Raw genomic sequence first — 24,464 nt, 5'->3', positions numbered from 1 at the left:
ATTGAACAATCTGGCAATGTTTTCGCGGAATAATCACGCAATTAACTAAACAAGGTTTAGTGAAGATGAAAGCCTGCATTAACAATCAACAGATCCGCCACCATAACAAATGCGTGATTCTGGAACTGCTGTACCGGCAAAAGCGCGCCAATAAATCAACGCTGGCCCGGCTGGCGCAAATTTCAATTCCGGCGGTCAGTAATATTTTGCAGGAGCTGGAAAGCGAAAAACGGGTGGTGAATATCGACGATGAAAGCCAGACGCGCGGGCACAGTAGCGGTACATGGCTGATCGCGCCGGAAGGTGACTGGACGCTGTGCCTGAACGTGACGCCCACCAGCATTGAGTGTCAGGTCGCTAATGCCTGTTTAAGTCCGAAAGGCGAATTTGAATATTTTCAGATTGATGCACCGACACCGCAGGCTCTGTTGTCCGAAATCGAAAAATGCTGGCATCGTCATCGTAAACTGTGGCCGGACCGTACTATCAACCTGGCGCTGGCAATCCACGGTCAGGTTGATCCAGTGACTGGCGTGTCGCAAACCATGCCGCAAGCGCCGTGGACAACGCCGGTTGAGGTGAAGTATCTGCTGGAAGAGAAGCTGGGCATTCGGGTGATGGTCGATAATGACTGCGTGATGCTGGCGCTTGCGGAGAAATGGCAAAATAATTCGCAAGGACGGGATTTCTGCGTGATCAACGTTGATTACGGTATTGGCTCGTCGTTCGTGATTAACGAGCAAATTTATCGCGGCAGTTTGTATGGTAGCGGACAGATTGGTCACACCATCGTTAATCCGGATGGCGTCGCCTGCGACTGTGGACGTTATGGCTGCCTGGAAACCGTCGCCTCGTTAAGCGCATTAAAAAAACAGGCGCGAGTATGGCTAAAATCACAACCGGTTAATACTCAGCTTGATCCTGAAAAATTGACAACCGCACAATTAATCGCTGCCTGGCAGAGTGGAGAACCGTGGATCACCAGCTGGGTTGACCGCAGTGCCAACGCCATTGGTTTGAGTCTGTATAACTTCCTCAATATCCTCAATATTAATCAGATTTGGCTGTATGGTCGCAGCTGCGCCTTTGGTGAGAACTGGCTTAATTCCATTATTCGCCAGACAGGATTTAACCCGTTCGACCGTGACGAAGGACCGAGCGTGAAAGCGACGCAAATTGGCTTTGGGCAATTAAGCCGCGCACAGCAGGTGCTTGGGATTGGCTATTTGTATGTTGAGGCGCAGTTACGACAGATTTGATGGCGCGATAACGTAACAAGGCTTCCCGAAGAAAGCCTTGATGATCTCAAACGAAAAATTGCCTGATGCGCTACGCTTAGCAGGCCAACACGGAGATTGCAATATCTTGAATTTGCAATAATTTGTAGGCCGGATAAGGCGTTCACACCGCATCCGGCATGAACAACGAGCACATTGTCAGCAAATCACCGTTTCGCTTATGCGTAAACCGGGTAACGTGCGCAGATGTCGAGAACTTTACCTTTGATGCGCTCGATAACGGCTTCATCATTGATGCTGTCCAGCACGTCACACATCCAGCCAGCCAGTTCTTTCGCTTCGGCTTCTTTAAAGCCACGACGTGTAATCGCCGGAGTACCCACGCGAATACCGGAGGTTACAAACGGGCTCTTCGGATCGTTCGGTACGCTGTTTTTGTTGACGGTGATGTTAGCACGGCCCAGAGCGGCGTCAGCTTCTTTACCGGTCAGGTTTTTATCAACCAGATCAACCAGGAACAGGTGGTTATCAGTACCGCCGGAAACCACTTTGTAGCCGCGCTCCAGGAATACTTCTACCATCGCTTTAGCGTTTTTCGCGACCTGCTGTTGGTAAGTTTTGAACTCAGGTTCCATCGCTTCTTTCAGAGCAACCGCTTTACCAGCGATTACGTGCATCAACGGGCCGCCCTGACCACCAGGGAAAACGGCAGAGTTCAGTTTTTTGTACAGTTCTTCGCTACCGCCTTTCGCCAGGATCAGGCCGCCGCGCGGACCCGCCAGGGTTTTGTGAGTGGTGGTAGTCACTACGTGAGCATGAGGAACCGGGTTCGGGTAGACGCCAGCAGCGACCAGTCCCGCAACGTGCGCCATATCAACGAACAGGTAAGCACCGATGCTGTCAGCGATTTCACGCATTTTCGCCCAGTCAACCACGCCAGAATATGCAGAGAAGCCACCGATGATCATTTTCGGCTTGTGTTCTTTGGCTTGTTTTTCCAGATCGGCGTAGTCGATATGACCGGTAGCATCGATACCGTAAGGAACGATGTTGTACAGTTTACCGGAGAAGTTAACCGGAGAACCGTGAGTCAGGTGACCGCCATGCGCCAGGTTCATACCCAGAACGGTGTCGCCGGGTTCCAGCAGCGCGGTGTAGACCGCAAAGTTCGCCTGGGAGCCGGAGTGCGGCTGGACGTTAGCGTAGTCAGCGCCGAACAGTTCTTTCGCGCGATCGATCGCCAGTTGTTCAACGATATCAACATACTCGCAACCGCCGTAGTAGCGTTTGCCCGGATAACCTTCAGCATATTTGTTGGTCAGCTGAGAACCCTGCGCCTGCATTACGCGCGGGCTGGTGTAGTTTTCGGAGGCGATCAGTTCGATGTGCTCTTCCTGACGTACTTTTTCCTGCTCCATAGCCTGCCACAGTTCGGCATCATAATCGGCAATGTTCATTTCACGCTTTAACATCCGCATCTCCTGACTCAGCTAACAATAAAATTTTCGGCCTTTATAGGCGGTCCTGTTGGACAACGGCGAACAGTATAACCGAATCATTGTGCGATAACAGGTCTTGACAAAGGAATTTACGCAAACGATTACCTTCAGGCTGCGCAAGGCTTTGGAGAATAAAGAGCTTGCAACCGTAAACGGATTTCTTTTCAGGTTTGTGATGCAAATTTTTCACTTCATCACATTCCTCATGAAAAACACCAAAGAACCATTTACATTGCAGGGCTATTTTTTATAAGATGCATTTGAGATACATCAATTAAGATGCAAAAAAAGGAAGACCATATGCTTGACGCTCAAACCATCGCTACAGTAAAAGCCACCATCCCTTTACTGGTGGAAACAGGGCCAAAGTTAACCGCCCATTTCTACGACCGTATGTTTACTCATAACCCAGAACTCAAAGATATTTTTAACATGAGTAACCAGCGTAATGGCGATCAACGTGAAGCCTTGTTTAACGCCATTGCCGCCTACGCCAGCAATATCGAAAACCTGCCTGCGCTGCTGCCAGCGGTTGAAAAAATCGCTCAGAAACACACCAGCTTCCAGATCAAACCGGAACAATACAATATCGTCGGTGAACACCTGTTGGCGACGCTGGACGAAATGTTCAGTCCGGGCCAGGAAGTGCTGGACGCGTGGGGTAAAGCCTATGGCGTACTGGCTAATGTATTTATCAATCGCGAGGCAGAAATCTATAACGAAAACGCCAGCAAAGCCGGTGGCTGGGAAGGTACTCGCGATTTCCGCATTGTAGCTAAAACACCGCGCAGCACGCTTATCACCAGCTTCGAACTTGAGCCGGTGGACGGCGGCGCAGTGGCGGAATACCGTCCAGGGCAATATCTCGGCGTCTGGCTGAAGCCGGAAGGTTTTCCGCATCAGGAAATTCGTCAGTACTCTTTGACTCGCAAACCGGATGGCAAAGGCTATCGTATTGCGGTGAAACGCGAAGAGGGTGGGCAGGTATCAAACTGGTTACACAATCACGCCAATGTTGGCGATGTCGTGAAACTGGTCGCTCCGGCAGGTGATTTCTTTATGGCTATCGCAGATGACACGCCGGTGACGTTAATCTCTGCCGGTGTCGGTCAAACACCAATGCTGGCAATGCTCGACACGCTGGCAAAAGCAGGTCATAGCGCTCAGGTAAACTGGTTCCATGCGGCAGAAAATGGCGATGTTCATGCCTTTGCCGATGAAGTTAAGGAACTGGGGCAAGCACTGCCACGCTTTACCGCGCACACCTGGTATCGTCAGCCGAGCGAAGCCGATCGCGCTAAAGGTCAGTTTGATAGTGAAGGTCTGATGGATTTGAGCAAACTGGAAGGTGCGTTCAGCGATCCGACAATGCAGTTCTATCTCTGCGGCCCGGTTGGCTTCATGCAGTTTGCCGCGAAACAGTTAGTGGAACTGGGGGTGAAACAGGAAAACATTCATTACGAATGCTTTGGCCCGCATAAAGTGCTGTGATTTGAGGTTGCCGGATGGAGACACCCGGCAACCCTGACGCGGTTTAAATTGCCGCGTCGTCCTCTTCGCCGGTACGGATACGAATGACCCGTGCCACGTCAAAGACGAAAATTTTACCGTCACCGATTTTGCCGGTTTGCGCCGTGCGAATAATCGTATCTACGCAGATATCGACAATGTCGTCCGGCACGACAATCTCAATTTTCACTTTCGGCAGAAAATCCACCATATACTCCGCGCCGCGATACAGCTCGGTATGGCCTTTCTGGCGGCCAAAACCTTTCACCTCGGTGACCGTCATGCCGGTAATGCCGACTTCAGCCAGTGCTTCGCGGACATCGTCCAGCTTGAAGGGTTTAATAATCGCATCAATCTTTTTCATGCTATTCCTTGAAAAGGTCGCCTGTCTTTTGATCTGCTAAACGTAACACATAACGCCAATTCATTCCTTGAAATCGTTTGCATCCAGCTCGTGTCGGGAAAGCAGTTTATAAAATTCTGTCCGGTTGCGCCCCGCCATTCTCGCCGCGTGGGTGACGTTGCCTTTGGTAATTTGCAGCAGCTTACGCAAGTAGTTGAGTTCAAACTGATTACGCGCCTCAACAAAGGTTGGCAGCGCCGTGTTTTCGCCCTCCAGCGCCTGCTCGACTAACGCATCACTAATCACCGGAGATGATGTCAGCGCCACGCACTGTTCAATCACGTTGACCAACTGGCGCACGTTGCCCGGCCAGCTCGCGGTCATCAGGCGTTTCATTGCATCGGTGGAGAACGCGCGGACAAATGGTTTATGTCGCTCTGCCGCCTGGCGCAACAGGTGATTTGCCAGTAGCGGAATGTCTTCTGTGCGCTCCGCCAGTGCCGGAATTTTCAGGCTGACAACGTTGAGGCGGTAATAGAGATCTTCACGGAATTCCCCGCGCGCCATCGCTTTTGGCAGGTCGCGGTGAGTGGCGGAAATAATCCGCACGTCGATATCAATATCGCGGTTGCTGCCCAGCGGGCGCACTTTGCGCTCCTGCAACACGCGTAGCAGTTTGACCTGCAACGGTGCGGGCATGTCGCCAATCTCATCGAGAAACAGCGTACCGCCTTCCGCCGCCTGGAATAAACCTTCGCGATTGCTGACAGCGCCAGTAAACGCACCACGCGCATGACCAAACAGCTCGGACTCCAGTAATTGCTCGGGCAATGCGCCACAGTTAATAGCAATAAACGGCTTGCTGTTGCGCGGGCTGGCGTTGTGGATCGCCTGGGCAAAAATCTCTTTCCCGGTACCGCTCTGACCGTTAATCAAAACGCTAACATCTGACTGCGCCACCAGCCTCGCCTGTTCCAGCAAACGCAGCATCAGCGGGCTGCGGGTGACAATCGCCTCGCGCCAGCGTTCGTAGGTGGTTGGCGCGGATTGTTCCAGCGCATCATCAATTGCCTGATACAGCGCGTCTTTATCGACGGGCTTGGTGAGGAAACTGAACACGCCCTGCTGTGTCGCGGCAACCGCATCGGGAATGGAACCATGCGCGGTGAGGATGATTACTGGCATACCTGGCTGCACTTTCTGGATTTCAGCAAACAGTTGCATACCATCCATTTCATCCATCCGCAGATCGCTGATGACTAAATCTACTTTTTCACGATTCAGTATCCGCAATCCTTCAGCTCCACTTTCCGCCGTAACCACGCTGTAGCCTTCACTGGTCAGACGCAGGCCAAGCAGTTTCAGCAATCCTGGATCGTCATCGACCAGTAATAAATGCGCAGGTTTATGGCTCATCAGGAGTGACCTCATGGGTAGATGGCGCGGGCTTTTCACTCTCGTGCGGCGTATCCGGCGAGAAATTGCCAGCCGGTTTGCGGGTCGAGAGCTGACGTTCAATATCGGTCAGATTTTCCAGCTTGCGGGTGGTGAGCTCCAGTTGCTGCTGTAGAACGTGATGTTGCTGGCGCAAAGTATCCAGTTCGCTGTCGCTGGACTGCTGGAGTTTGCTGTAGCGTTGGCGCTCTTCCGCCAGTTGCAGTTGCAGCGCCTGACCGTCGCGCCAGAGTTGATACAGTGGGCGAACCTGTGCCGGGAACTCGGTACTTAACGCATCAATGCGCGCGACCAGCTGGCGGCGCTCATAAGGCGTAATTTTGGCGTCGGCGAGCAAAATCCCTTGTTTGAAGGTATTTTGCCAGCTGCCGTCGTCATATTGGCGGGCTTGCTGACGCGACTGCGCAGGCATTAAACGATCAGCACAATCCATCGCCCGCAGCCAGTAAAGCGGATTGGTTTCGGTTGACTTACCTTGCAGTGCCCAGATGTCGCTGCATTCAGTAGAAAGATAGTCAGCCAGTTGATAAACCGGAATTTTTTCTTCTGCTGGCGTATCAATAGCTGGCTTATTGTGACTCTGCACGCAACCCAGCAATGCCAGACATGGCAGCCCTGCCAGCCATAGCCGTCGGGGCAATAATCGTTGAAAAATGTGTCGCATATTCACCAGACTTAAAACCTATCCCAGTGGGCGTAATTGTTGCAGGCAGTTTGGACATGGACAGTGCGGAGAAACCGGAGCGTACACGTAGTACGTAAGGATTTCGAGCACTGCACGAGGCCAAACTGGCAAATAAAATAGCCTGATGGGATAGGCTCTTAACATTATTTCGTGTTTTTCGACGACGGTAATTCAATGCGGAAGCAAACCTCTTGCCCGCTCTCGTCGACCAGATGCAGTTCCCCCTGCATACGGCGAATACAATCCCTGGCAATGCTTAATCCCAGACCGCTGCCCTTCACCGCCCCTTTTCGCTGGTGGCTTCCCTGAAAAAAGGGTTCGAAGATCATGGCGCGTTCCTCTTGCGGAATGGGTGTGCCCGTATTGATGACATCAATATAAACCCGCGCGCCATGTAAACTGCTGCGAAGGCAAATGTTACCGGATTCAGCCCCGTAGTGCACCGCATTGGAGTAAAGATTATCCAGTACGCTCATCAGCAGCATTGGCTCCGCCAGGCAAGCTGTTGCTTTGAGATCGACGTCGGTATGCATCATTTTAGCCCGTGCGGGCAGGCTATGAGCAGAAACCACTGTCTCCACCAGCGGTGCTAATTCAACATTCTCCAGTTCCACTGCACCGTCCGCCTGTTTACGGTTGTAATCAAGCAGTTGTTCGATCAGTTTTTGCAAATTGCGGCTGCTGCTATCAAGGATGCTCACCACCTCTTTTTGCTCGGGCGTAAGCGGCCCGACAACCTGGTCAGCCAGTAATTCAGTGCCCTCGCGCATACTCGCCAGCGGGGTTTTTAATTCATGAGATAAATGTCTTAAGAATTGATGGCGCTGGGATTCCAGCCATGACAGGCGCTCACTTAACCAAAGAATACGTTGCCCAACCGAGCGTAACTCACTCGGTCCACTGAACGAAACGCTATTGCCCAGAGAACGCCCTTCCCCCAGACGGTTGATCATCCGTTCAATATTTTTTACCGGGCCGATAATCATCCGCGTGAAGAGCAGTACCATCACCAGACTTACCAGAAATAACACCAGCGATTGCCAACCAAAATATTGCCCACGTTCGGCGATTTCACGCTGAAGCTGCTGTCCACGAGAGAACACCACTGTGCGCGTGGCCTGTACCATTTCGGTATTGGCGCTGGCAAAGGCTTCCAGACGCGCGGCGGCGGCAGCATCGGGACCGCTGTTGTTACACTGAAGTTGAGCCAGATTGTTCAAGTCCTGATGCAATGCCTGGTATAGTTTATCGTCCGGCAGTACGCCTGCGTGGGCATCGAGCATTTCGCTGTAACGCTTGCGCTGGCTTTGATAAACCTTCGCCAGAGTTGGGTCGTCCAGCACGCAATACTGACGGTAGCTACGCTCCATCTCCAGCGCCGCGTTGGTCATCGCTTCACTGCGCCGGGCATCAATAAGCGTAGTGCGGTTAACCAGCGCCGCCTGATCGCTAAGCGCATTCAGGCTTTGCCAGGCTTGCCATGCCAGCACCAACAGGGGTAGCAGAATCAGCAAAAATGCCAGCATTACCAGTTGTCGTAATGAGCGGGGAAAAACGGGCCAGCGTTTCAAGGTGTTACTCTCGTCAGACGCGAATAGCCTGATGCTAACCGAGGGGAAGTTCAGATACAACAAAGCCGGGAATGACCCGGCTTTGTTATGGAATAAGGCGGTGCCTAACTCGACGTTTCGCCCGAGGGTTGATATAGCTAAGCTGATATCAGAAGTTGGACGGCAGGCACCTTGTTGTGCGTCATTCGAATTTTATGTAGCACGTCCCGAAGGGGCTGACATAAGTCGGTGAATGAGCCACTGATGACTATTATGCAGTAACTGTGCCAATAAATAAAATAGTTTGGTAACGTACTGATTATACGTTGTTTTGATGGATTTATGACTTCTTCGCTATTTGGGTGTAAATCAGCCATTGTGTCGCTAAAAAGAGACACCTTAAGATAAATTTATTAGATCCAAATAAAATCAATCAATTAAATGTCGCCAAAAAGCGACACGGTAAACCACCCATTGTCGTGATTTACAGACACAAAAAAAGCTCCCGGAGCTGGGAGCTTTTTTTGTGGTCGGCGTTTAATGCCGGATGCGGCGTGAATGCCACATCCGGGCAGCAAAACCAATAGTTTGACGACTTACCCCAACTGCTTACGCGCATTGCGGAAAATACGCATCCATGGGCCATCCTCGCCCCAGTTTTCCGGATGCCAGGAGTTACTGACAGTACGGAAAACACGTTCCGGGTGCGGCATCATAATGGTGACTCGACCATTTTCAGTCGTGACCGCCGTAATACCATTCGGAGAACCGTTCGGGTTAGCCGGGTAGGTTTCGGTGACTTTACCAAAGTTATCGACATAGCGCAGTGCCACCAGCCCTTTGCTTTCCAGTGCCGCCAGATGCGCCGCATCGCGCACTTCCACGCGCCCTTCGCCGTGAGAGACAGCAATCGGCATCTGCGAACCCACCATCCCTTGCAACAGCAGAGACGGGCTTTGGGTCACTTCTACCAGGCTGAAACGCGCTTCAAAGCGATCGGAGGTGTTACGCACGAAACGTGGCCACAACTCGCTACCTGGGATCAGTTCGCGTAGGTTAGACATCATCTGGCAACCGTTACATACCCCCAGCGCCAGCGTTTGCGGACGGTGGAAGAAGGTTGCAAACTCATCGCGTACACGGTCATTGAACAGGATAGACTTCGCCCAGCCTTCACCAGCACCCAGCACGTCACCGTAGGAGAAACCGCCGCACGCTACCAGAGCGTGGAAATCCTCCAGGCCCGTGCGTCCAGCCAGCAGGTCGCTCATATGCACATCGATTGCATCGAAGCCTGCACGGTGGAAAGCTGCCGCCATTTCAACATGCGAGTTCACCCCCTGCTCACGCAGCACGGCAACTTTCGGACGCGCACCAGTGGCAATATACGGTGCTGCCACATCTTCGTTGATATCAAACGACAGTTTCACATTCAGGCCCGGATCGGCGTCGTTAGATTTCGCCTGATGTTCCTGATCGGCACACTCCGGGTTGTCACGCAGGCGCTGCATCTGCCAGGTAGTTTCTGCCCACCAGACACGCAACGTGGTGCGGCTTTCGCTGAATACAGTCTGCCCGTTGGCGGTAATTACAAAACGGTCACCGGAAACCGCCTGGCCAACATAATGGACGCAATCAGCAAGCCCATGCTGTGCCAGTACCGCTTCAACTGCTTCACGGTCAGCGGCTCGAACCTGAATCACCGCACCCAGTTCTTCGTTAAACAACGCCGCCAGGCGATCGTCACCCAGAGTGGCGATATCTGCGTCAATGCCGCAATGACCAGCAAAGGCCATTTCCGCCAGCGTTACCACCAGCCCGCCATCAGAGCGGTCGTGATACGCGAGCAGCTTACGCTGTGCAACCAGTGCCTGAATCGCGTCATAGAAACCTTTCAGTTGCGCGAAGTCGCGCACATCAGCAGGCTTGTCGCCAAGCTGACGATAAACCTGCGCCAGCGCCGTTGCACCCAGCGCGTTATTGCCTTTGCCCAGATCAATCAGCAGCAGTGCGTTATCTTCGGTAGAAAGCTGCGGCGTGATGGTGTGACGCACATCTTCCACGCGGGCAAATGCAGAAATCACCAGCGACAGCGGCGACGTCATTTCGCGCTCTTCGCTACCTTCCTGCCAGCGGGTTTTCATCGACATGGAGTCTTTACCCACCGGAATCGTCAGGCCCAGCGCCGGACAAAGCTCTTCGCCCACCGCTTTAACGGCTTCATACAGGCCCGCGTCTTCACCTGGATGACCTGCTGCCGCCATCCAGTTAGCGGAAAGTTTAATGCGTTTGATATCGCCAATCTGCGTAGCGGCGATGTTAGTTAACGCTTCACCGACCGCCAGGCGGGCAGAAGCGGCGAAATCCAGCAGTGCAACTGGCGCACGTTCGCCTATTGCCATCGCTTCACCGTAGTAACTGTCGAGGCTGGCGGTAGTGACTGCGCAGTTAGCGACCGGCACCTGCCACGGACCCACCATCTGATCGCGCGCCACCATGCCGGTTACGCTGCGATCGCCGATGGTCACCAGAAAGGTTTTCTCCGCCACAGTCGGCAGATGTAACACACGTTTCACCGCGTCAGCGATGGTGATCCCTTCACGGGCCAGCGCGTCGCCTTTCGCTTTCAGCGTTTGCACATCGCGGGTCATCTTCGGCGTTTTGCCAAGTAGTACGTCGAGCGGCAGATCGATGGGTTGATTATCAAAATGACGATCGTGCAGAGAAAGATGTAATTCTTCGGTGGCCTCACCAATCACCGCGTACGGTGCGCGCTCACGCTTACACAGTTCGTCAAACAGCGGTAACTGATCGGCAGCAACTGCCAGCACGTAGCGTTCCTGGGATTCGTTACACCAGATTTCCAGCGGGCTCATGCCCGGTTCGTCGCTCAGGATATCGCGCAGTTCAAATTTACCGCCGCGCCCGCCGTCGCTCACCAGCTCCGGCATGGCGTTAGAAAGACCGCCTGCGCCGACGTCGTGGATAAACAGAATCGGGTTCGCGTCGCCAAGCTGCCAGCAGCGGTCGATCACTTCCTGGCAACGACGTTCCATTTCCGGGTTATCGCGCTGAACGGACGCGAAATCGAGATCCGCGTCAGACTGGCCGGAGGCCATGGAAGAGGCCGCGCCGCCGCCAAGACCGATGTTCATTGCCGGGCCGCCGAGAACGACCAGTTTCGCACCGACGTTGATCTCGCCTTTTTGTACGTGATCGGCGCGAATGTTGCCGATCCCACCCGCCAGCATGATCGGTTTGTGATACCCGCGCAGCTCTTCGCCGTTGTGGCTGTTCACTTTTTCTTCATAGGTACGGAAGTAGCCGTTCAGTGCCGGACGACCAAATTCGTTGTTAAATGCCGCGCCGCCCAGCGGACCTTCTGTCATGATGTCCAGCGCGGTGACAATGCGCTCAGGCTTACCGAAATCTTCTTCCCACGGTTGTTCAAAGCCAGGAATACGCAGGTTAGATACGGAGAAACCGACCAGACCAGCTTTCGGCTTCGCGCCGCGGCCGGTGGCACCTTCATCGCGAATTTCGCCACCGGAACCAGTTGCCGCCCCCGGCCACGGAGAAATCGCCGTTGGGTGGTTGTGGGTTTCGACTTTCATCAGGATGTGCGCCGGTTCCTGATGGAAGTCGTAGCGGCCCGTTTCGCGGTCAGCAAAGTAGCGGCCCACTTCGGAACCTTCCATCACGGCGGCGTTATCTTTATAAGCAGAAAGAACGTGATCCGGCGTGGTTTCGAAGGTGTTTTTGATCATCTTGAACAGCGATTTCGGCTGTTGTTCTCCGTCGATAATCCAGTCGGCGTTAAAAATTTTGTGGCGGCAGTGCTCAGAGTTCGCCTGGGCGAACATATACAGCTCGATGTCGTTCGGGTTACGACCCAGCTTTGTGAATGCATCCTGCAGATAGTCAATTTCATCTTCCGCCAGTGCCAGGCCAAGACGCAGGTTAGCGTCGATTAGCGCCTGACGGCCCTGCCCCAGCAAATCAACGCTGGTGACCGGAGTCGGTTGATGGTGTGCAAACAGCTGCTCTGCATCATCTAAAGCAGAAAAGACCGTTTCCATCATGCGGTCGTGCAGTTCAGCGGTCACCTGCTGCCATTGTTCATGGGTCAGCGTACCGGCTTCTATATAGTAAGCAACGCCGCGCTCAAGGCGGTTTACCTGTTGCAGCCCGCAGTTATGGGCGATATCGGTCGCTTTCGAAGACCAGGGAGAGATGGTACCAGGACGCGGGGTCACCAGCAGGAGTTTGCCTTGCGGGGCATGGCTGGCGAGTGCCGGGCCATATTTCAGCAGGCGTTCAAGTTGTGCGTGCTCATCATCGTTTAACGGCGCATTGAGGTCAGCAAAATGGACATACTCGGCGTAAATATTGTGAACCGGGAGCCTGGCAGCCTGAAAACGTGCCAGCAGTTTGTTGATTCGGAATGCCGACAATGCAGGCGAACCACGCAGAATTTCCATCATAAGTCTCTCGTCTTCTAAGCTTTCGGTGTACCCAAGGGGGGGAAACGGGCGTCATTATAAAGAATCTGATGCGCTGACGAAACCGTTTGCGTGGAAATAAAATCACCATTGTGAATTAGCAACGCGTGCCGCCAATGGCTGTAATAAGTTGCCAACTGGCGCTGGTTTACGCAAAATGCCGCTCATTTATGAGTAAACCTTTCACTATTATTACGTTTTTTCAAGCTGGGATGCGCACGACACAGAGAATTAACTAATTGAAAAAATTAAAGATTAATTATCTGTTCATTGGCATTCTGGCACTGCTGCTCGCGGTCGCTCTCTGGCCATCCATTCCATGGTTTGGTAAAGCCGACAACCGTATCGCCGCCATTCAAGCGCGGGGAGAGTTGCGTGTGAGTACTATTCATACCCCACTGACTTATAACGAAATCAACGGGAAACCTTTTGGCCTGGATTACGAACTGGCGAAACAGTTTGCCGAGTACCTCGGCGTAAAACTGAAAGTGACCGTGCGGCAGAATATCAGCCAGCTGTTTGACGACCTCGATAACGGCAACGCCGATCTGCTGGCTGCAGGACTGGTTTATAACAGTGAGCGGGTAAAAAACTATCAGCCTGGCCCTACCTACTATTCCGTGTCACAACAACTGGTTTATAAAGTGGGTCAGTATCGCCCGCGTACGCTGGGCAATCTGACAGCGGAGCAACTTACCATCGCACCAGGCCATGTGGTGGTTAACGATCTCCAGACCCTGAAAGAAACAAAATTCCCGGAATTAAGCTGGAAGGTAGACGACAAAAAAGGCTCAGCAGAACTAATGGAAGATGTCATCGAAGGAAAACTCGATTACACCATTGCTGATTCTGTCGCCATCAGCCTGTTTCAGCGCGTTCACCCGGAACTCGCTGTAGCGCTTGATATCACCGACGAACAGCCGGTGACCTGGTTTAGCCGATTAGATGGCGATAATACCCTTTCTGCCGCTCTGCTCGACTTCTTCAACGAAATGAATGAAGACGGCACGCTGGCACGCATTGAAGAGAAATACCTGGGGCATGGCGCTGATTTTGATTACGTCGATACGCGCACGTTTTTACGCGCCGTCGATACCGTACTACCGCAGTTGAAACCGCTGTTTGAGAAGTACGCCGAAGAAATTGACTGGCGTTTGCTGGCCGCTATTGCTTATCAGGAATCGCACTGGGATGCACAGGCCACTTCCCCGACGGGTGTGCGTGGCATGATGATGTTAACCAAAAATACCGCACAAAGCCTCGGCATTACGGATCGTACCGATGCCGAACAGAGCATCAGCGGCGGTGTGCGTTATTTGCAGGATATGATGAGTAAAGTGCCGGAAAGTGTGCCGGAGAACGAACGGATCTGGTTTGCCCTCGCCGCGTACAATATGGGCTATGCGCATATGCTGGATGCCCGCGCCCTGACGGCAAAAACTAAAGGTAATCCTGACAGTTGGGCTGACGTGAAACAGCGCCTGCCTTTACTTAGCCAGAAACCCTATTACAGCAAGCTGACTTACGGCTACGCACGTGGGCATGAAGCCTACGCTTATGTAGAAAATATTCGTAAGTATCAGATTAGCCTGGTGGGTTATCTGCAAGAGAAAGAGAAGCAGGCTACAGAAGCGGCGATGCAACTGGCGCAGGATTATCCGGCAGTATCGCCAACTGAGCTGGGCAAAGAGAAATTTCCTTTTCTCTCGTTTCTTTCCCAGTCGTCATCAAACTATTTGACCCACTCTCCCTCTCTGCTGTTTTCCAGGAAAGGGAGTGAAGAGAAACAAAATTAATCCGTCGAGGATTGCGCTTTTTTCTGCGCTTTAATTTCCTGGCGGCGCATGCGAAAGAAGTCACTGAGCAACGCCGCGCACTCGTCTGCCAGTATTCCTTCCGTTATTTCCACTCGATGATTCATACCCGGATGGTGCAGCACATCCATTAAAGATCCCGCAGCGCCCGTTTTCGCATCACGCGCACCAAAGACCACGCGACTAATACGACTGTGGATCATTGCTCCGGCACACATCACACATGGCTCAAGCGTGACATACAACGTGGCGTCGATCAGACGATAATTTTGCATCACCAGACCGCCCTGCCGCAGGGCCATGATTTCTGCATGCGCGGTGGGATCATGTCGACCAATCGGACGGTTCCAGCCTTCGCCGATTACCCGATTGTTATGCACTAATACCGCGCCGACCGGCACTTCCCGCTCATCCCATGCACGCTTCGCCAGCGTCAGCGCGTGACGCATCCAGTATTCGTGGCTAAATTCGACTTCAGACAAAAAGAAAACTCCGGTTATAAAAGCGCGGCGCATTATACACGGACGCTATGCTTTACTCTATTCCAGTTGCTGGAGTTCACCACGCGGGGTTACCCGCCAGCGATGCTGGCAGAAATAAAGCAGCGGGTTGTCCTGATTACTGTCGCTATAGCCACTGTACAGCCGCAGCGGCGTGCCGATTTTGCGCTCCAGTTGCGCGACCTTTTCATGTCCCAGACAACGCATCGTCAATACCCAACCACCATAGCCACGCTGAATTTGGCTGGCGATAAGATTAACCCGCGGCAGCCAGGGCGTATCGAAATAAACCGCTTCAACCAGCGGCTGCGGAGATCCTGTGATCAACCAAATATCCGCATCGGAACTTAACAGGTAGGTAGTCAAACGCTCCTGAACCAGCGGAAAAGCGGTAACATTGTCGCGAAACCAGTGCACAAAATCGGCCTGCAACGCTTGTAAGCGCGCTTCACTGTGACCAAAAGTGCATCCCCAAAGAAGCAGACTCATCGGCCAGCGTGCTGCACGACCTTTTATCAATAACGCGATGGCAATGACCGGCAACAACGGCAGGACAAGTAATGCATTCAGCGGTTGGCGACGCAGTAAATAACGCAAAAAACTGCCGAACATATCCTGCTGATGCAATGTTCCATCTAAGTCAAAAAACACCACACGACGCTCGTGAGTTGCCAAACCATACTCCTCTGGACTGAAACATCCTGATTAATCTTCGCTACTACATAGCCTAACAGATAGATCATCACTTTTCCGGCAACAATCGACTGCATCATGGCTATCTGGAATTTTTAATTCATGGCAATTAGCAGCAATGGAATATAAAATTCACTCGCGTGTGTTTCATATTGCCTGTTGTCGCCATAATTTCATCGCGAGGAAAGATATGAACGGCTTACTTCGTATCCGTCAGCGTTACCAGGGGCTTGCCCAGAGTGATAAAAAACTGGCGGACTATCTGCTACTACAACCTGATACGGCGCGCCATTTAAGCTCTCAGCAACTGGCCAACGAAGCCGGAGTCAGTCAGTCCAGCGTCGTGAAGTTCGCGCAAAAACTCGGCTATAAAGGTTTTCCGGCATTGAAGTTGGCGTTGAGTGAAGCGCTGGCAAGCCAGCCGGAATCCCCTTCTGTGCCCATTCACAACCAAATCCGTGGTGATGATCCGTTACGGCTGGTCGGCGAAAAACTGATTAAAGAAAATACTGCCGCCATGTACGCAACGCTAAACGTTAATAGTGAAGAGAAACTGCATGAAGGCGTGGCAATGTTGCGCTCTGCGCGGCGGATAATTCTGACCGGTATTGGCGCTTCGGGTCTGGTGGCGCAAAACTTTGCCTGGAAGCTGATGAAGATTGGCTTCAATGCCGCCGCAGTGCGCGATATGCATGCGCTACTCGCCACAGTCCAGGCGTCGTCCCCTGACGATCTGTTATTAGCCATTTCCTACACTGGTGTACGACGCGAGTTAAACCTGGCGGCAGATGAGATGCTGCGAGTGGGCGGAAAAGTGATGGCAATTACCGGCTTTACTCCCAATGCCCTGCAACAACGCGCTTCTCACTGCCTGTATACCATTGCCGAAGAACAAGCGACAAACAGTGCTGCAATCTCTGCTTGTCACGCTCAGGGAATGTTAACGGATTTACTGTTCATTGCGCTGATTCAGCAGGATCTGGAACTGGCACCAGAACGTATTCGTCATAGTGAAGCGCTGGTGAAAAAACTGGTTTGAGTAAAGAATGCGCGTATAATGCCCGCCCGGTTTGTGTTGTTTTGAGAGTTTCCTTATGGCGCTGTTAATCACTAAAAAATGCATCAATTGTGATATGTGTGAACCCGAATGCCCGAATGAGGCGATTTCGATGGGTGAACATATCTACGAGATTAACAGCGATAAGTGTACCGAATGCGTAGGCCACTACGAGACGCCCACCTGCCAGAAGGTGTGCCCGATCCCCAATACCATTGTGAAGGATCCACAACATGTCGAGACGGAAGAACAGTTGTGGGATAAATTTGTGCTAATGCACCACGCGGATAAGATTTAATATTTTGCTCTATGAGCAGGATATTGCTTATTTGCTCGTATAAAAGCGAAAGTTACATATTCATTTCCATGATGTCATTAATGAATATATTCATTAAATGAATTCCGATAATATATACGCCGACACTTACGTCTAATTATTAAAGGCGCGCCTGGCTGGTTAACCTGACGCGCCTTAAGTACGTTTCCTGGTGTTACAAGAACAGAAGGATCAGCTGTAAAACAGCAATGACGACTTTAATGACCCGTTTAATCAGGTATCGGCAATCAGTCATTCGTTTTTCCTTAAACAAGGAATGCAGCCGTTCAGATTAGCCCTTACATCTCCCCAAAACTGAACGTGCGAGTTATTGGAATCGAGTGCCGCACTCCACACCAGAGCTTTGACGACACCACTCGTTTCAATGGGGGAATTCAGTGGCATGGCGTAGAACACAGCAAAATATCCAATAACGACGCCGATTCTAATGTACTTATCAAAAAGCGGTCACGTTAATCTTTTCATCAATATCGATTTCTTCGTAAAGGCTCGAGTTTTTATGCTAAAGATTGCAAGTTGCTTGTACAGGATAACTAAATTGATCCATAATCATTTTTGTTGGAATCGTGTGCTGCACAAAATTAAAGTTGTAAAGTAAAACCCCCGTTCCTTACCAGTTCGGGGGTTTTACTTTTTAAAGAGAACGATATTATTTTAACTTTCGATAATTACCGTGGCACAAGCATAGTGGCGTTCATCTGCCAGCGTTACATGCATATTTACAACGCCGAGCTTTTCCGCCAGTTTTAATGCCTCGCCCCACAGTCGCAGCCGTGGCTTACCAAGCTCATCGTTAAATACTTCAAACTGATTAAACGCCAGACCATTGCGGATCCCGGTGCCAAACGCTTTTGCTGCGGCTTCTTTTACGGCAAAGCGTTTCGCCAGAAAACGCACCGGCTGGTGGTGCGTTTTCCAGATTGCCCATTCGTTATCGCTTAATACGCGGCGTGCCAGGCGCTCACCGGATCGGGCGATCACCGATTCAATGCGAGCGATCTCCACAATATCCGTACCTAAACCTAATATTGCCATTAGCCACGCGCTTCCAGCATCAAACGCTTCATTTCTGCCACCGCATCTTTCAGTCCGGTCATCACTGCACGACCAATAATGGCATGACCGATATTCAGTTCATGCATCTCAGGGATGGCGGCAATGGCTTTCACGTTGTGATAGGTCAGACCGTGACCAGCGTTAACTTTCAGACCGAGACTAGCGGCAAAGGTCGCGGCTTTGGCGATACGCGCCAGCTCTTGCGCCTGTTCGGCGTCAGTTTTGGCATCAGCATAGCAACCGGTGTGGATCTCGATAAACGGTGCGCCAACCTCTGCCGCGGCTTTGATCTGCTCTTCATCGGCGTCGATAAACAGAGAAACCAGGATCCCGGCCTCCGCCAGACGTTTGCAGGCATCGCGCATTTTTTCACGCTGCCCTGCGACGTCCAGGCCGCCTTCGGTTGTTACTTCCTGACGCTTTTCCGGTACCAGGCAGCAAAAATGCGGCTTTGTTTCAACGGCGATCGCCAGCATCTCTTCGGTCACCGCCATCTCCAGATTCATGCGGGTATCCAGCGTCTGACGCAGGATGCGCACGTCGCGGTCGGTAATGTGGCGACGATCTTCACGTAGATGCACGGTAATGCCATCCGCCCCCGCCTGCTCAGCAATAAACGCCGCCTGCACCGGATCCGGGTAAGCAGTACCACGTGCGTTACGCAGCGTTGCAATATGGTCAATGTTGACGCCTAACAGTAATTCAGCCATGACAATCCTCATCATTCATAATGTGTTTTCACCGTTCGCTTAGGCATAAACTGCCGGAACAGTTCCCTGCTCTTTAATGGTTTACCGCCAAGATACGGCTTAAGCGCCATGCGGGTAAAGCGTTTCGCGGCACGTAGTGTGTCTGCGTCAGGAAATTCCCGCGCGTTTAACGCTTTTAACTGCCTTCCAGTAAACGTTTTATTGTCGATAACGACGCTTGCGATAAACCCTTTTTCTTCGCGATAACGATACGTCATGGTGTCATCTACCGGCTCGCCGCTACCCGCACAATGGGTAAAATTGACGCCATAACCCAGATGACCGAGCAGTGCCAGTTCAAAGCGGCGCAGCGCGGGTTCTGGCGTACCAGTGGCACCTGCAAGAGACTGAATGCAGTGCAAGTAATCGAAAAAGAGTTCAGAGAAGCGCGTCTCGTATTCCAGCACGCGGGAGAGAAGTTCGTTAATGTACAAACCACTGTAAAGGGTGATACCGCTTAATGGCAGCGCCAGCGAGACAGCTTCGGCACTGCGCAGCGTTTTGACTTCGCCACGCCCGCCAAAACGTAGCAAGAGAGGGGTGAAAGGCTGTAATGCACCTTTCAGAGTAGAGCGTTTAGAGCGTGCGCCTTTGGCAACCAGACGCACGCGACCCGATTCCTCCGTGAAGACGTCCAGCATCAGGCTGGTTTCGCTCCACGGGCGACTATGCAATACGAATGCGCGCTGCCAGCCTTCCATCATACTCGTCGCCTTTCAAGTTGCAGGTGCCTTGGCTGCACCCGTTCACCCTGGTCACTTACTTTAGTAAGCTCCCAGGGATTCACGGTCTTGCCGCCTTCCTGCACCTCGAAAGTCATAGAGTATGCTAATTAAAGATCGTCAACGTAACCGAGACTGCGCAGTGCGCGTTCGTCGTCGGCCCAGCCAGATTTCACTTTTACCCACAGTTCAAGGTGGACAGGCGCTTCGAACATTTCCTGCATGTCTTTACGCGCTTCAATCCCGATGGTTTTGATCTTGGCCCCTTTGTTGCCAATAACCATCTTCTTCTGCCCTTCACGCTCAACGAGAATCAAACCGTTGATGTCATAACCACCGCGTTCGTTAGAGACGAAACGTTCGATCTCCACGGTCACGGAGTACGGCAGTTCAGCGCCGAGGAAACGCATCAGTTTTTCGCGGATGATTTCAGACGCCATAAAACGCTGTGAGCGATCGGTGATGTAATCTTCCGGGAAGTGATGGGTCGCTTCAGGCAGATGCTTACGCACGATTGCCGCGATAGTGTCGACATTCAGCCCGGTTTCGGCAGAGATCGGCACGATATCGAGGAAGTTCATCTGGCTTGCCAGGAACTGTAAATGCGGCAGCAGATCGGCTTTTTCCTGCACGTTATCCACTTTGTTCACCGCGAGGATTACCGGCGCTTTGCCATCGCGCAGTTTGTTGAGCACCATTTCATCGTCCGGCGTCCAGCGGGTGCCTTCAACGACAAAAATCACCAGCTCAACGTCGCCAATGGAACTGCTCGCCGCTTTGTTCATCAGGCGGTTAATGGCGCGTTTTTCTTCCATATGCAGGCCTGGGGTATCGACGTAGATCGCCTGATACGCGCCTTCAGTATGGATCCCCACAATGCGGTGACGAGTTGTCTGCGCCTTGCGGGAGGTGATGGAGATTTTCTGCCCCAACAATTTATTCAACAATGTGGATTTGCCAACGTTCGGACGTCCGACGATAGCAATAAATCCGCAGTAACTTTTATCGTTGCTCATTCCAGCTCCAGTTTTTTCAACGCCTGTTCGGCGGCAGCCTGCTCAGCCTTACGACGGCTTGAACCTGTGCCAACCACCGGTTCACTCAGGCCGCTGACCTGGCAGTGGATAGTAAATTCCTGATCGTGCGCTTCGCCACGTACCTGAACTACCAGATAAGTCGGCAGCGGCAGATGGCGACCCTGCAAATATTCTTGCAAGCGCGTTTTCGGATCTTTTTGTTTATCGCCTGGGCTAATTTCGTCCAGACGGGTTTGATACCAGTTAAGGATTAATTTCTCGACGGTTTGAATGTCACTGTCGAGGAATACGCCACCAATTAATGCTTCGACGGTGTCGGCGAGAATTGACTCACGACGAAATCCACCGCTTTTAAGTTCACCTGGCCCTAAACGTAAGCACTCACCTAACTCAAATTCGCGCGCCAGTTCAGCCAGCGTATTGCCACGGACCAGCGTGGCGCGCATCCGGCTCATATCGCCTTCATCCACGCGAGGGAAACGGTGATAAAGCGCATTGGCGATAACGTAGCTCAGAATAGAGTCACCTAAAAATTCTAAACGCTCGTTATGTTTGCTGCTGGCACTACGATGGGTTAATGCCTGCTGCAACAGTTCCTGATGATTAAAAGTGTAGCCCAGCTTCCTTTGAAGCCGATTAATTACGATGGGGTTCATGCGATACCAATAAATAAATGCGTCAACAATTCAGCACACGAAACAGACCTGATATACATGGCTCTGCTAACTGCTTCGCTGCAGTTTCAGTTTACCGGTATATGGGGACCAACGCTGTTTCGTGTGCCGTGGCAACCTGGAGGTGCCAACCTTAAACTTCGGGGGAATATTCTATACACAACGAGGGGGGATGTCGTTAGCCACGGGGGATTTATCTCATAAATAATTCACGTTGTCGCCATAACGGCGACAACGTGAACGAAGATAAGCTATTAATGGATGCCGCCAATACGACTTAAGCGCACACCAGTCGGCCACTCGCCTTCTTGCTTATCGAAACTCATCCAGATAGCCGTTGCCCGACCTACCAGATTCGCTTCCGGCACAAAGCCCCAGTAACGGCTGTCCGCGCTGTTGTCACGGTTGTCACCCATCATGAAGTATTGGCCCGGTGGAACAATCCAGGTTGCCAGTTGTTGCCCTGGCTGCTGGTAATACATCCCCACCTGATCCTGCGCAATCGGCACTGTCAAAATACGGTGCGTCACATCACCCAGAGTCTCTTTACGCTCGGAAAGACGAATTCCATTTTCTTTGGTTTCGTTTTTCGGCACTTCAAAGAATCCGCTGGTTGCTTCCCCACCATTACGGCGCGAGAAGGTCTGAACGAAATCGCTCGGTTCCACGTTTGAGTAGGTGACCGGCAGCGCGTTTTCACACGCCTGACCGGAACTGCATCCCGGCTGAATCGTCAGCTCTTTTGAAACCGGATCGTAAGTGACTTTATCGCCCGGTAAACCCACCGCACGCTTGATGTAATCAAGCTTTGGATCTTCCGGGTATTTAAAGACCACGATATCGCCACGCTTCGGATGACCGGTTTCGATCAGCGTTTTCTGGTAGATAGGATCTTTAATGCCGTAAGCAAACTTTTCTACCAGAATAAAGTCACCGATTAACAGAGTCGGCATCATCGAACCTGACGGGATCTGGAACGGTTCATAAATAAACGAACGCACAATCAATACAATAGCCAGCACCGGAAAAACAGAAGCCCCGGTTTCCAGCCAACCTGGCTTCGGCGCAACTTTTTTCAGCGTTGCTTTATCCAGTGAGTCACCAGCAGCCGCTTGAGCCGCTGCCTGACGTTCCCGTCGCTTAGGTGCGAAAAAGAATTTATCCACGCACCATAAAATGCCCGTCACCAGTGTGGCAATCACCAGAATGAGGGCAAACATATTCGCCATGCCAACTCCTAAGGGTTATTTGTTGTCTTTGCCGACGTGCAGAATGGCGAGGAACGCTTCCTGCGGCAGCTCGACGTTACCGATCTGCTTCATGCGTTTCTTACCTTCTTTCTGCTTCTGCAGCAGCTTTTTCTTACGGCTGATATCGCCACCATAACATTTAGCCAGTACGTTTTTACGCAGCTGTTTCACGGTGGAGCGCGCAATGATGTGCGTACCAATCGCTGCCTGAATGGCGATATCAAACTGCTGGCGTGGGATCAGATCTTTCATCTTCTCCACCAGCTCGCGACCACGGTTTTGCGAATTATCACGGTGGGTGATCAACGCCAGCGCATCAACACGTTCACCGTTGATTAATACGTCTACACGTACCATGTCGGACGCCTGGAAGCGTTTGAAGTTGTAATCCAGAGACGCATAACCACGAGAGGTAGATTTCAGGCGATCGAAGAAGTCGAGCACCACTTCCGCCATCGGGATCTCGTACGTCAGCGCCACCTGATTACCGTGGTAAACCATATTGGTCTGCACGCCGCGTTTTTCTACGCACAGCGTAATAACGTTGCCGAGATATGCCTGCGGCAGCAGCATGTGACACTCTGCAATCGGCTCGCGCAGTTCGTAAATGTTATTTACCGCTGGCAGCTTGGATGGGCTGTCGACGTAGATAACTTCTCTTGACGTGGTTTCAACTTCATACACTACGGTCGGCGCAGTGGTGATCAGATCCAGATCGTATTCACGTTCCAGTCGTTCCTGAATGATCTCCATGTGCAGCAAGCCGAGGAAGCCGCAGCGGAAACCAAAGCCCAACGCGCTGGAGCTTTCCGGCTCATAGAACAGTGAGGCATCATTCAGGCTGAGTTTGCCCAGCGCGTCACGGAAGGCTTCATAGTCGTCAGAGCTTACCGGGAACAAGCCTGCGTAAACCTGCGGTTTGACTTTCTTAAAGCCAGGCAGCGCCTTTTCTGCCGGATTACGCGCCAGTGTTAAGGTATCGCCTACCGGTGCACCGTGGATGTCTTTGATCGCACATACCAACCAGCCAACTTCACCGCATTTCAGTTCAGTGCGGTCAACCTGCTTCGGCGTGAAAATACCCAGACGGTCGGCGTTATAGGTCTGCCCGGTACTCATGACTTTCACTTTGTCGCCCTTACGCAGGGTGCCGTTTTTAATACGGATAAGTGAAACAACGCCCAGGTAGTTGTCGAACCAGGAGTCGATAATTAGCGCCTGTAACGGGCCTTCCGGATCGCCTTCCGGCGGCGGAATGTCGCGCACCAGACGTTCGAGAACGTCCTGCACACCAACGCCGGTTTTTGCTGAGCAGCGCACTGCGTCGGTGGCGTCGATACCAACGATATCTTCAATCTCTTCTGCTACGCGTTCAGGATCAGCTGCCGGCAGGTCAATCTTGTTCAGTACCGGCACTACTTCGAGATCCATTTCCATCGCGGTGTAGCAGTTTGCCAGGGTTTGCGCTTCTACGCCCTGCCCGGCGTCGACCACCAGCAATGCACCCTCACAGGCAGCCAGCGAACGGGAAACTTCATAGGAGAAGTCTACGTGGCCCGGGGTGTCGATAAAGTTAAGCTGATAGGTTTCGCCGTCAGACGCTTTGTAATCCAGCGTCACGCTTTGCGCTTTGATGGTAATGCCACGCTCACGCTCAAGATCCATGGAATCGAGAACCTGCGCCTCCATTTCACGGTCAGACAGGCCACCGCAGATCTGGATAATACGGTCAGACAGCGTCGATTTACCGTGGTCAATGTGAGCTATGATCGAAAAGTTACGTATATTCTTCAT

21 protein-coding genes are annotated in these 24,464 nt (G+C 52.1%); 5 read left to right on the top strand and 16 right to left on the bottom strand.

Features of this window, described 5'->3' with window-relative positions:
- Positions 1–65 precede the first annotated feature (65 nt).
- The gene (locus BEB54_RS11305) at positions 66–1,259 is read left to right on the top strand and encodes an ROK family protein (RefSeq protein ID WP_032184904.1); all 1,194 of its coding nucleotides are present in this window, start codon (positions 66–68) and stop codon (positions 1,257–1,259) included.
- 197 nt (positions 1,260–1,456) lie between these two features.
- On the opposite strand, the gene glyA is transcribed toward BEB54_RS11305, so the two are convergent.
- Complete coding sequence (gene glyA / locus BEB54_RS11300; protein ID WP_000919159.1) at positions 1,457–2,710, bottom strand: serine hydroxymethyltransferase; 1,254 nt, start codon at positions 2,708–2,710, stop codon at positions 1,457–1,459.
- Positions 2,711–3,037: 327 nt separating this feature from the next.
- Here glyA and hmpA point away from each other — a divergent pair, with 327 nt between their 5' ends.
- A complete protein-coding gene (gene hmpA, locus BEB54_RS11295; RefSeq protein ID WP_105277573.1) occupies positions 3,038–4,228 on the top strand; it encodes an NO-inducible flavohemoprotein in 1,191 nt (396 codons plus the stop codon).
- Between the two features lie 43 nt (positions 4,229–4,271).
- Here the strand turns inward: hmpA and glnB are convergent, their stop codons facing one another.
- From glnB to purL, 5 genes are all read right to left on the bottom strand, one after another.
- A complete protein-coding gene (gene glnB / locus BEB54_RS11290; RefSeq protein ID WP_000717691.1) occupies positions 4,272–4,610 on the bottom strand; it encodes a nitrogen regulatory protein P-II in 339 nt (112 codons plus the stop codon).
- 60 nt (positions 4,611–4,670) lie between these two features.
- Positions 4,671–6,005, bottom strand: a complete 1,335-nt coding sequence (gene glrR / locus BEB54_RS11285; protein ID WP_105277572.1) for a two-component system response regulator GlrR — start codon at positions 6,003–6,005, stop codon at positions 4,671–4,673.
- On the bottom strand, positions 5,995–6,708 hold the full coding sequence (gene qseG, locus BEB54_RS11280; protein ID WP_105277571.1) for a two-component system QseEF-associated lipoprotein QseG: 714 nt from the start codon (positions 6,706–6,708) through the stop codon (positions 5,995–5,997). The genes glrR and qseG overlap by 11 nt, the downstream gene beginning before the upstream one ends.
- A 164-nt stretch (positions 6,709–6,872) precedes the next feature.
- On the bottom strand, positions 6,873–8,300 hold the full coding sequence (gene qseE, locus BEB54_RS11275; RefSeq protein ID WP_105277570.1) for a two component system sensor histidine kinase QseE/GlrK: 1,428 nt from the start codon (positions 8,298–8,300) through the stop codon (positions 6,873–6,875).
- Positions 8,301–8,875: 575 nt separating this feature from the next.
- On the bottom strand, positions 8,876–12,763 hold the full coding sequence (gene purL / locus BEB54_RS11270; protein ID WP_105277569.1) for a phosphoribosylformylglycinamidine synthase: 3,888 nt from the start codon (positions 12,761–12,763) through the stop codon (positions 8,876–8,878).
- Positions 12,764–13,020: 257 nt separating this feature from the next.
- Here purL and mltF point away from each other — a divergent pair, with 257 nt between their 5' ends.
- Positions 13,021–14,577, top strand: coding sequence for a membrane-bound lytic murein transglycosylase MltF (gene mltF, locus BEB54_RS11260; protein WP_000734228.1), 1,557 nt, complete (start codon positions 13,021–13,023; stop codon positions 14,575–14,577).
- Here mltF and tadA read toward each other — a convergent pair.
- Positions 14,574–15,077: a tRNA adenosine(34) deaminase TadA gene (tadA, locus tag BEB54_RS11255; protein WP_001353025.1), complete on the bottom strand. Its 504-nt coding sequence runs from the start codon at positions 15,075–15,077 to the stop codon at positions 14,574–14,576. The genes mltF and tadA overlap by 4 nt on opposite strands.
- A 57-nt stretch (positions 15,078–15,134) precedes the next feature.
- Complete coding sequence (gene yfhb / locus BEB54_RS11250; protein ID WP_000190661.1) at positions 15,135–15,770, bottom strand: phosphatidylglycerophosphatase C; 636 nt, start codon at positions 15,768–15,770, stop codon at positions 15,135–15,137.
- A gap of 208 nt (positions 15,771–15,978) precedes the next feature.
- On the opposite strand from yfhb, the gene BEB54_RS11245 reads away from it, so the two are divergent.
- Positions 15,979–16,827, top strand: coding sequence for a MurR/RpiR family transcriptional regulator (locus tag BEB54_RS11245; RefSeq protein WP_032184911.1), 849 nt, complete (start codon positions 15,979–15,981; stop codon positions 16,825–16,827).
- A gap of 55 nt (positions 16,828–16,882) precedes the next feature.
- A complete protein-coding gene (gene yfhL / locus BEB54_RS11240) occupies positions 16,883–17,143 on the top strand; it encodes a 4Fe-4S dicluster ferredoxin YfhL (protein WP_001196297.1) in 261 nt (86 codons plus the stop codon).
- 193 nt (positions 17,144–17,336) lie between these two features.
- Here yfhL and shoB read toward each other — a convergent pair whose 3' ends face one another.
- The 8 genes from shoB to lepA form a co-directional block, all read right to left on the bottom strand.
- Complete coding sequence (gene shoB / locus BEB54_RS11235) at positions 17,337–17,417, bottom strand: type I toxin-antitoxin system toxin ShoB (RefSeq protein WP_000128779.1); 81 nt, start codon at positions 17,415–17,417, stop codon at positions 17,337–17,339.
- A 419-nt stretch (positions 17,418–17,836) separates the two neighbouring features.
- The gene (gene acpS / locus BEB54_RS11225; RefSeq protein WP_000986047.1) at positions 17,837–18,217 is read right to left on the bottom strand and encodes a holo-ACP synthase; all 381 of its coding nucleotides are present in this window, start codon (positions 18,215–18,217) and stop codon (positions 17,837–17,839) included.
- The gene (gene pdxJ / locus BEB54_RS11220; protein WP_024198867.1) at positions 18,217–18,948 is read right to left on the bottom strand and encodes a pyridoxine 5'-phosphate synthase; all 732 of its coding nucleotides are present in this window, start codon (positions 18,946–18,948) and stop codon (positions 18,217–18,219) included. Before pdxJ ends, acpS begins: the two co-directional genes overlap by 1 nt.
- Positions 18,949–18,959: 11 nt before the next feature.
- Complete coding sequence (recO, locus tag BEB54_RS11215; RefSeq protein WP_000399393.1) at positions 18,960–19,688, bottom strand: DNA repair protein RecO; 729 nt, start codon at positions 19,686–19,688, stop codon at positions 18,960–18,962.
- A 131-nt stretch (positions 19,689–19,819) separates the two neighbouring features.
- Positions 19,820–20,725 carry a GTPase Era gene (gene era / locus BEB54_RS11210; RefSeq protein ID WP_000063883.1) on the bottom strand — a complete coding sequence of 302 codons (906 nt, stop codon included), beginning with the start codon at positions 20,723–20,725 and terminating at the stop codon, positions 19,820–19,822.
- A complete protein-coding gene (gene rnc, locus BEB54_RS11205) occupies positions 20,722–21,402 on the bottom strand; it encodes a ribonuclease III (RefSeq protein ID WP_001068343.1) in 681 nt (226 codons plus the stop codon). Before rnc ends, era begins: the two co-directional genes overlap by 4 nt.
- A 272-nt stretch (positions 21,403–21,674) precedes the next feature.
- Entirely contained in the window at positions 21,675–22,649 is a 975-nt protein-coding gene (gene lepB / locus BEB54_RS11195; protein ID WP_000002542.1) for a signal peptidase I, read from the bottom strand.
- 15 nt (positions 22,650–22,664) lie between these two features.
- Positions 22,665–24,464 carry a translation elongation factor 4 gene (gene lepA, locus BEB54_RS11190; RefSeq protein ID WP_000790168.1) on the bottom strand — a complete coding sequence of 600 codons (1,800 nt, stop codon included), beginning with the start codon at positions 24,462–24,464 and terminating at the stop codon, positions 22,665–22,667.

It is taken from the genome of Escherichia sp. MOD1-EC6021, from assembly GCF_002965245.1.
Lineage (GTDB): Bacteria > Pseudomonadota > Gammaproteobacteria > Enterobacterales > Enterobacteriaceae > Escherichia > Escherichia coli_F.
The sequence above is the reverse complement of the archived record's forward strand: the minus strand, read 5'-3'. Positions and strand labels throughout refer to the sequence as shown.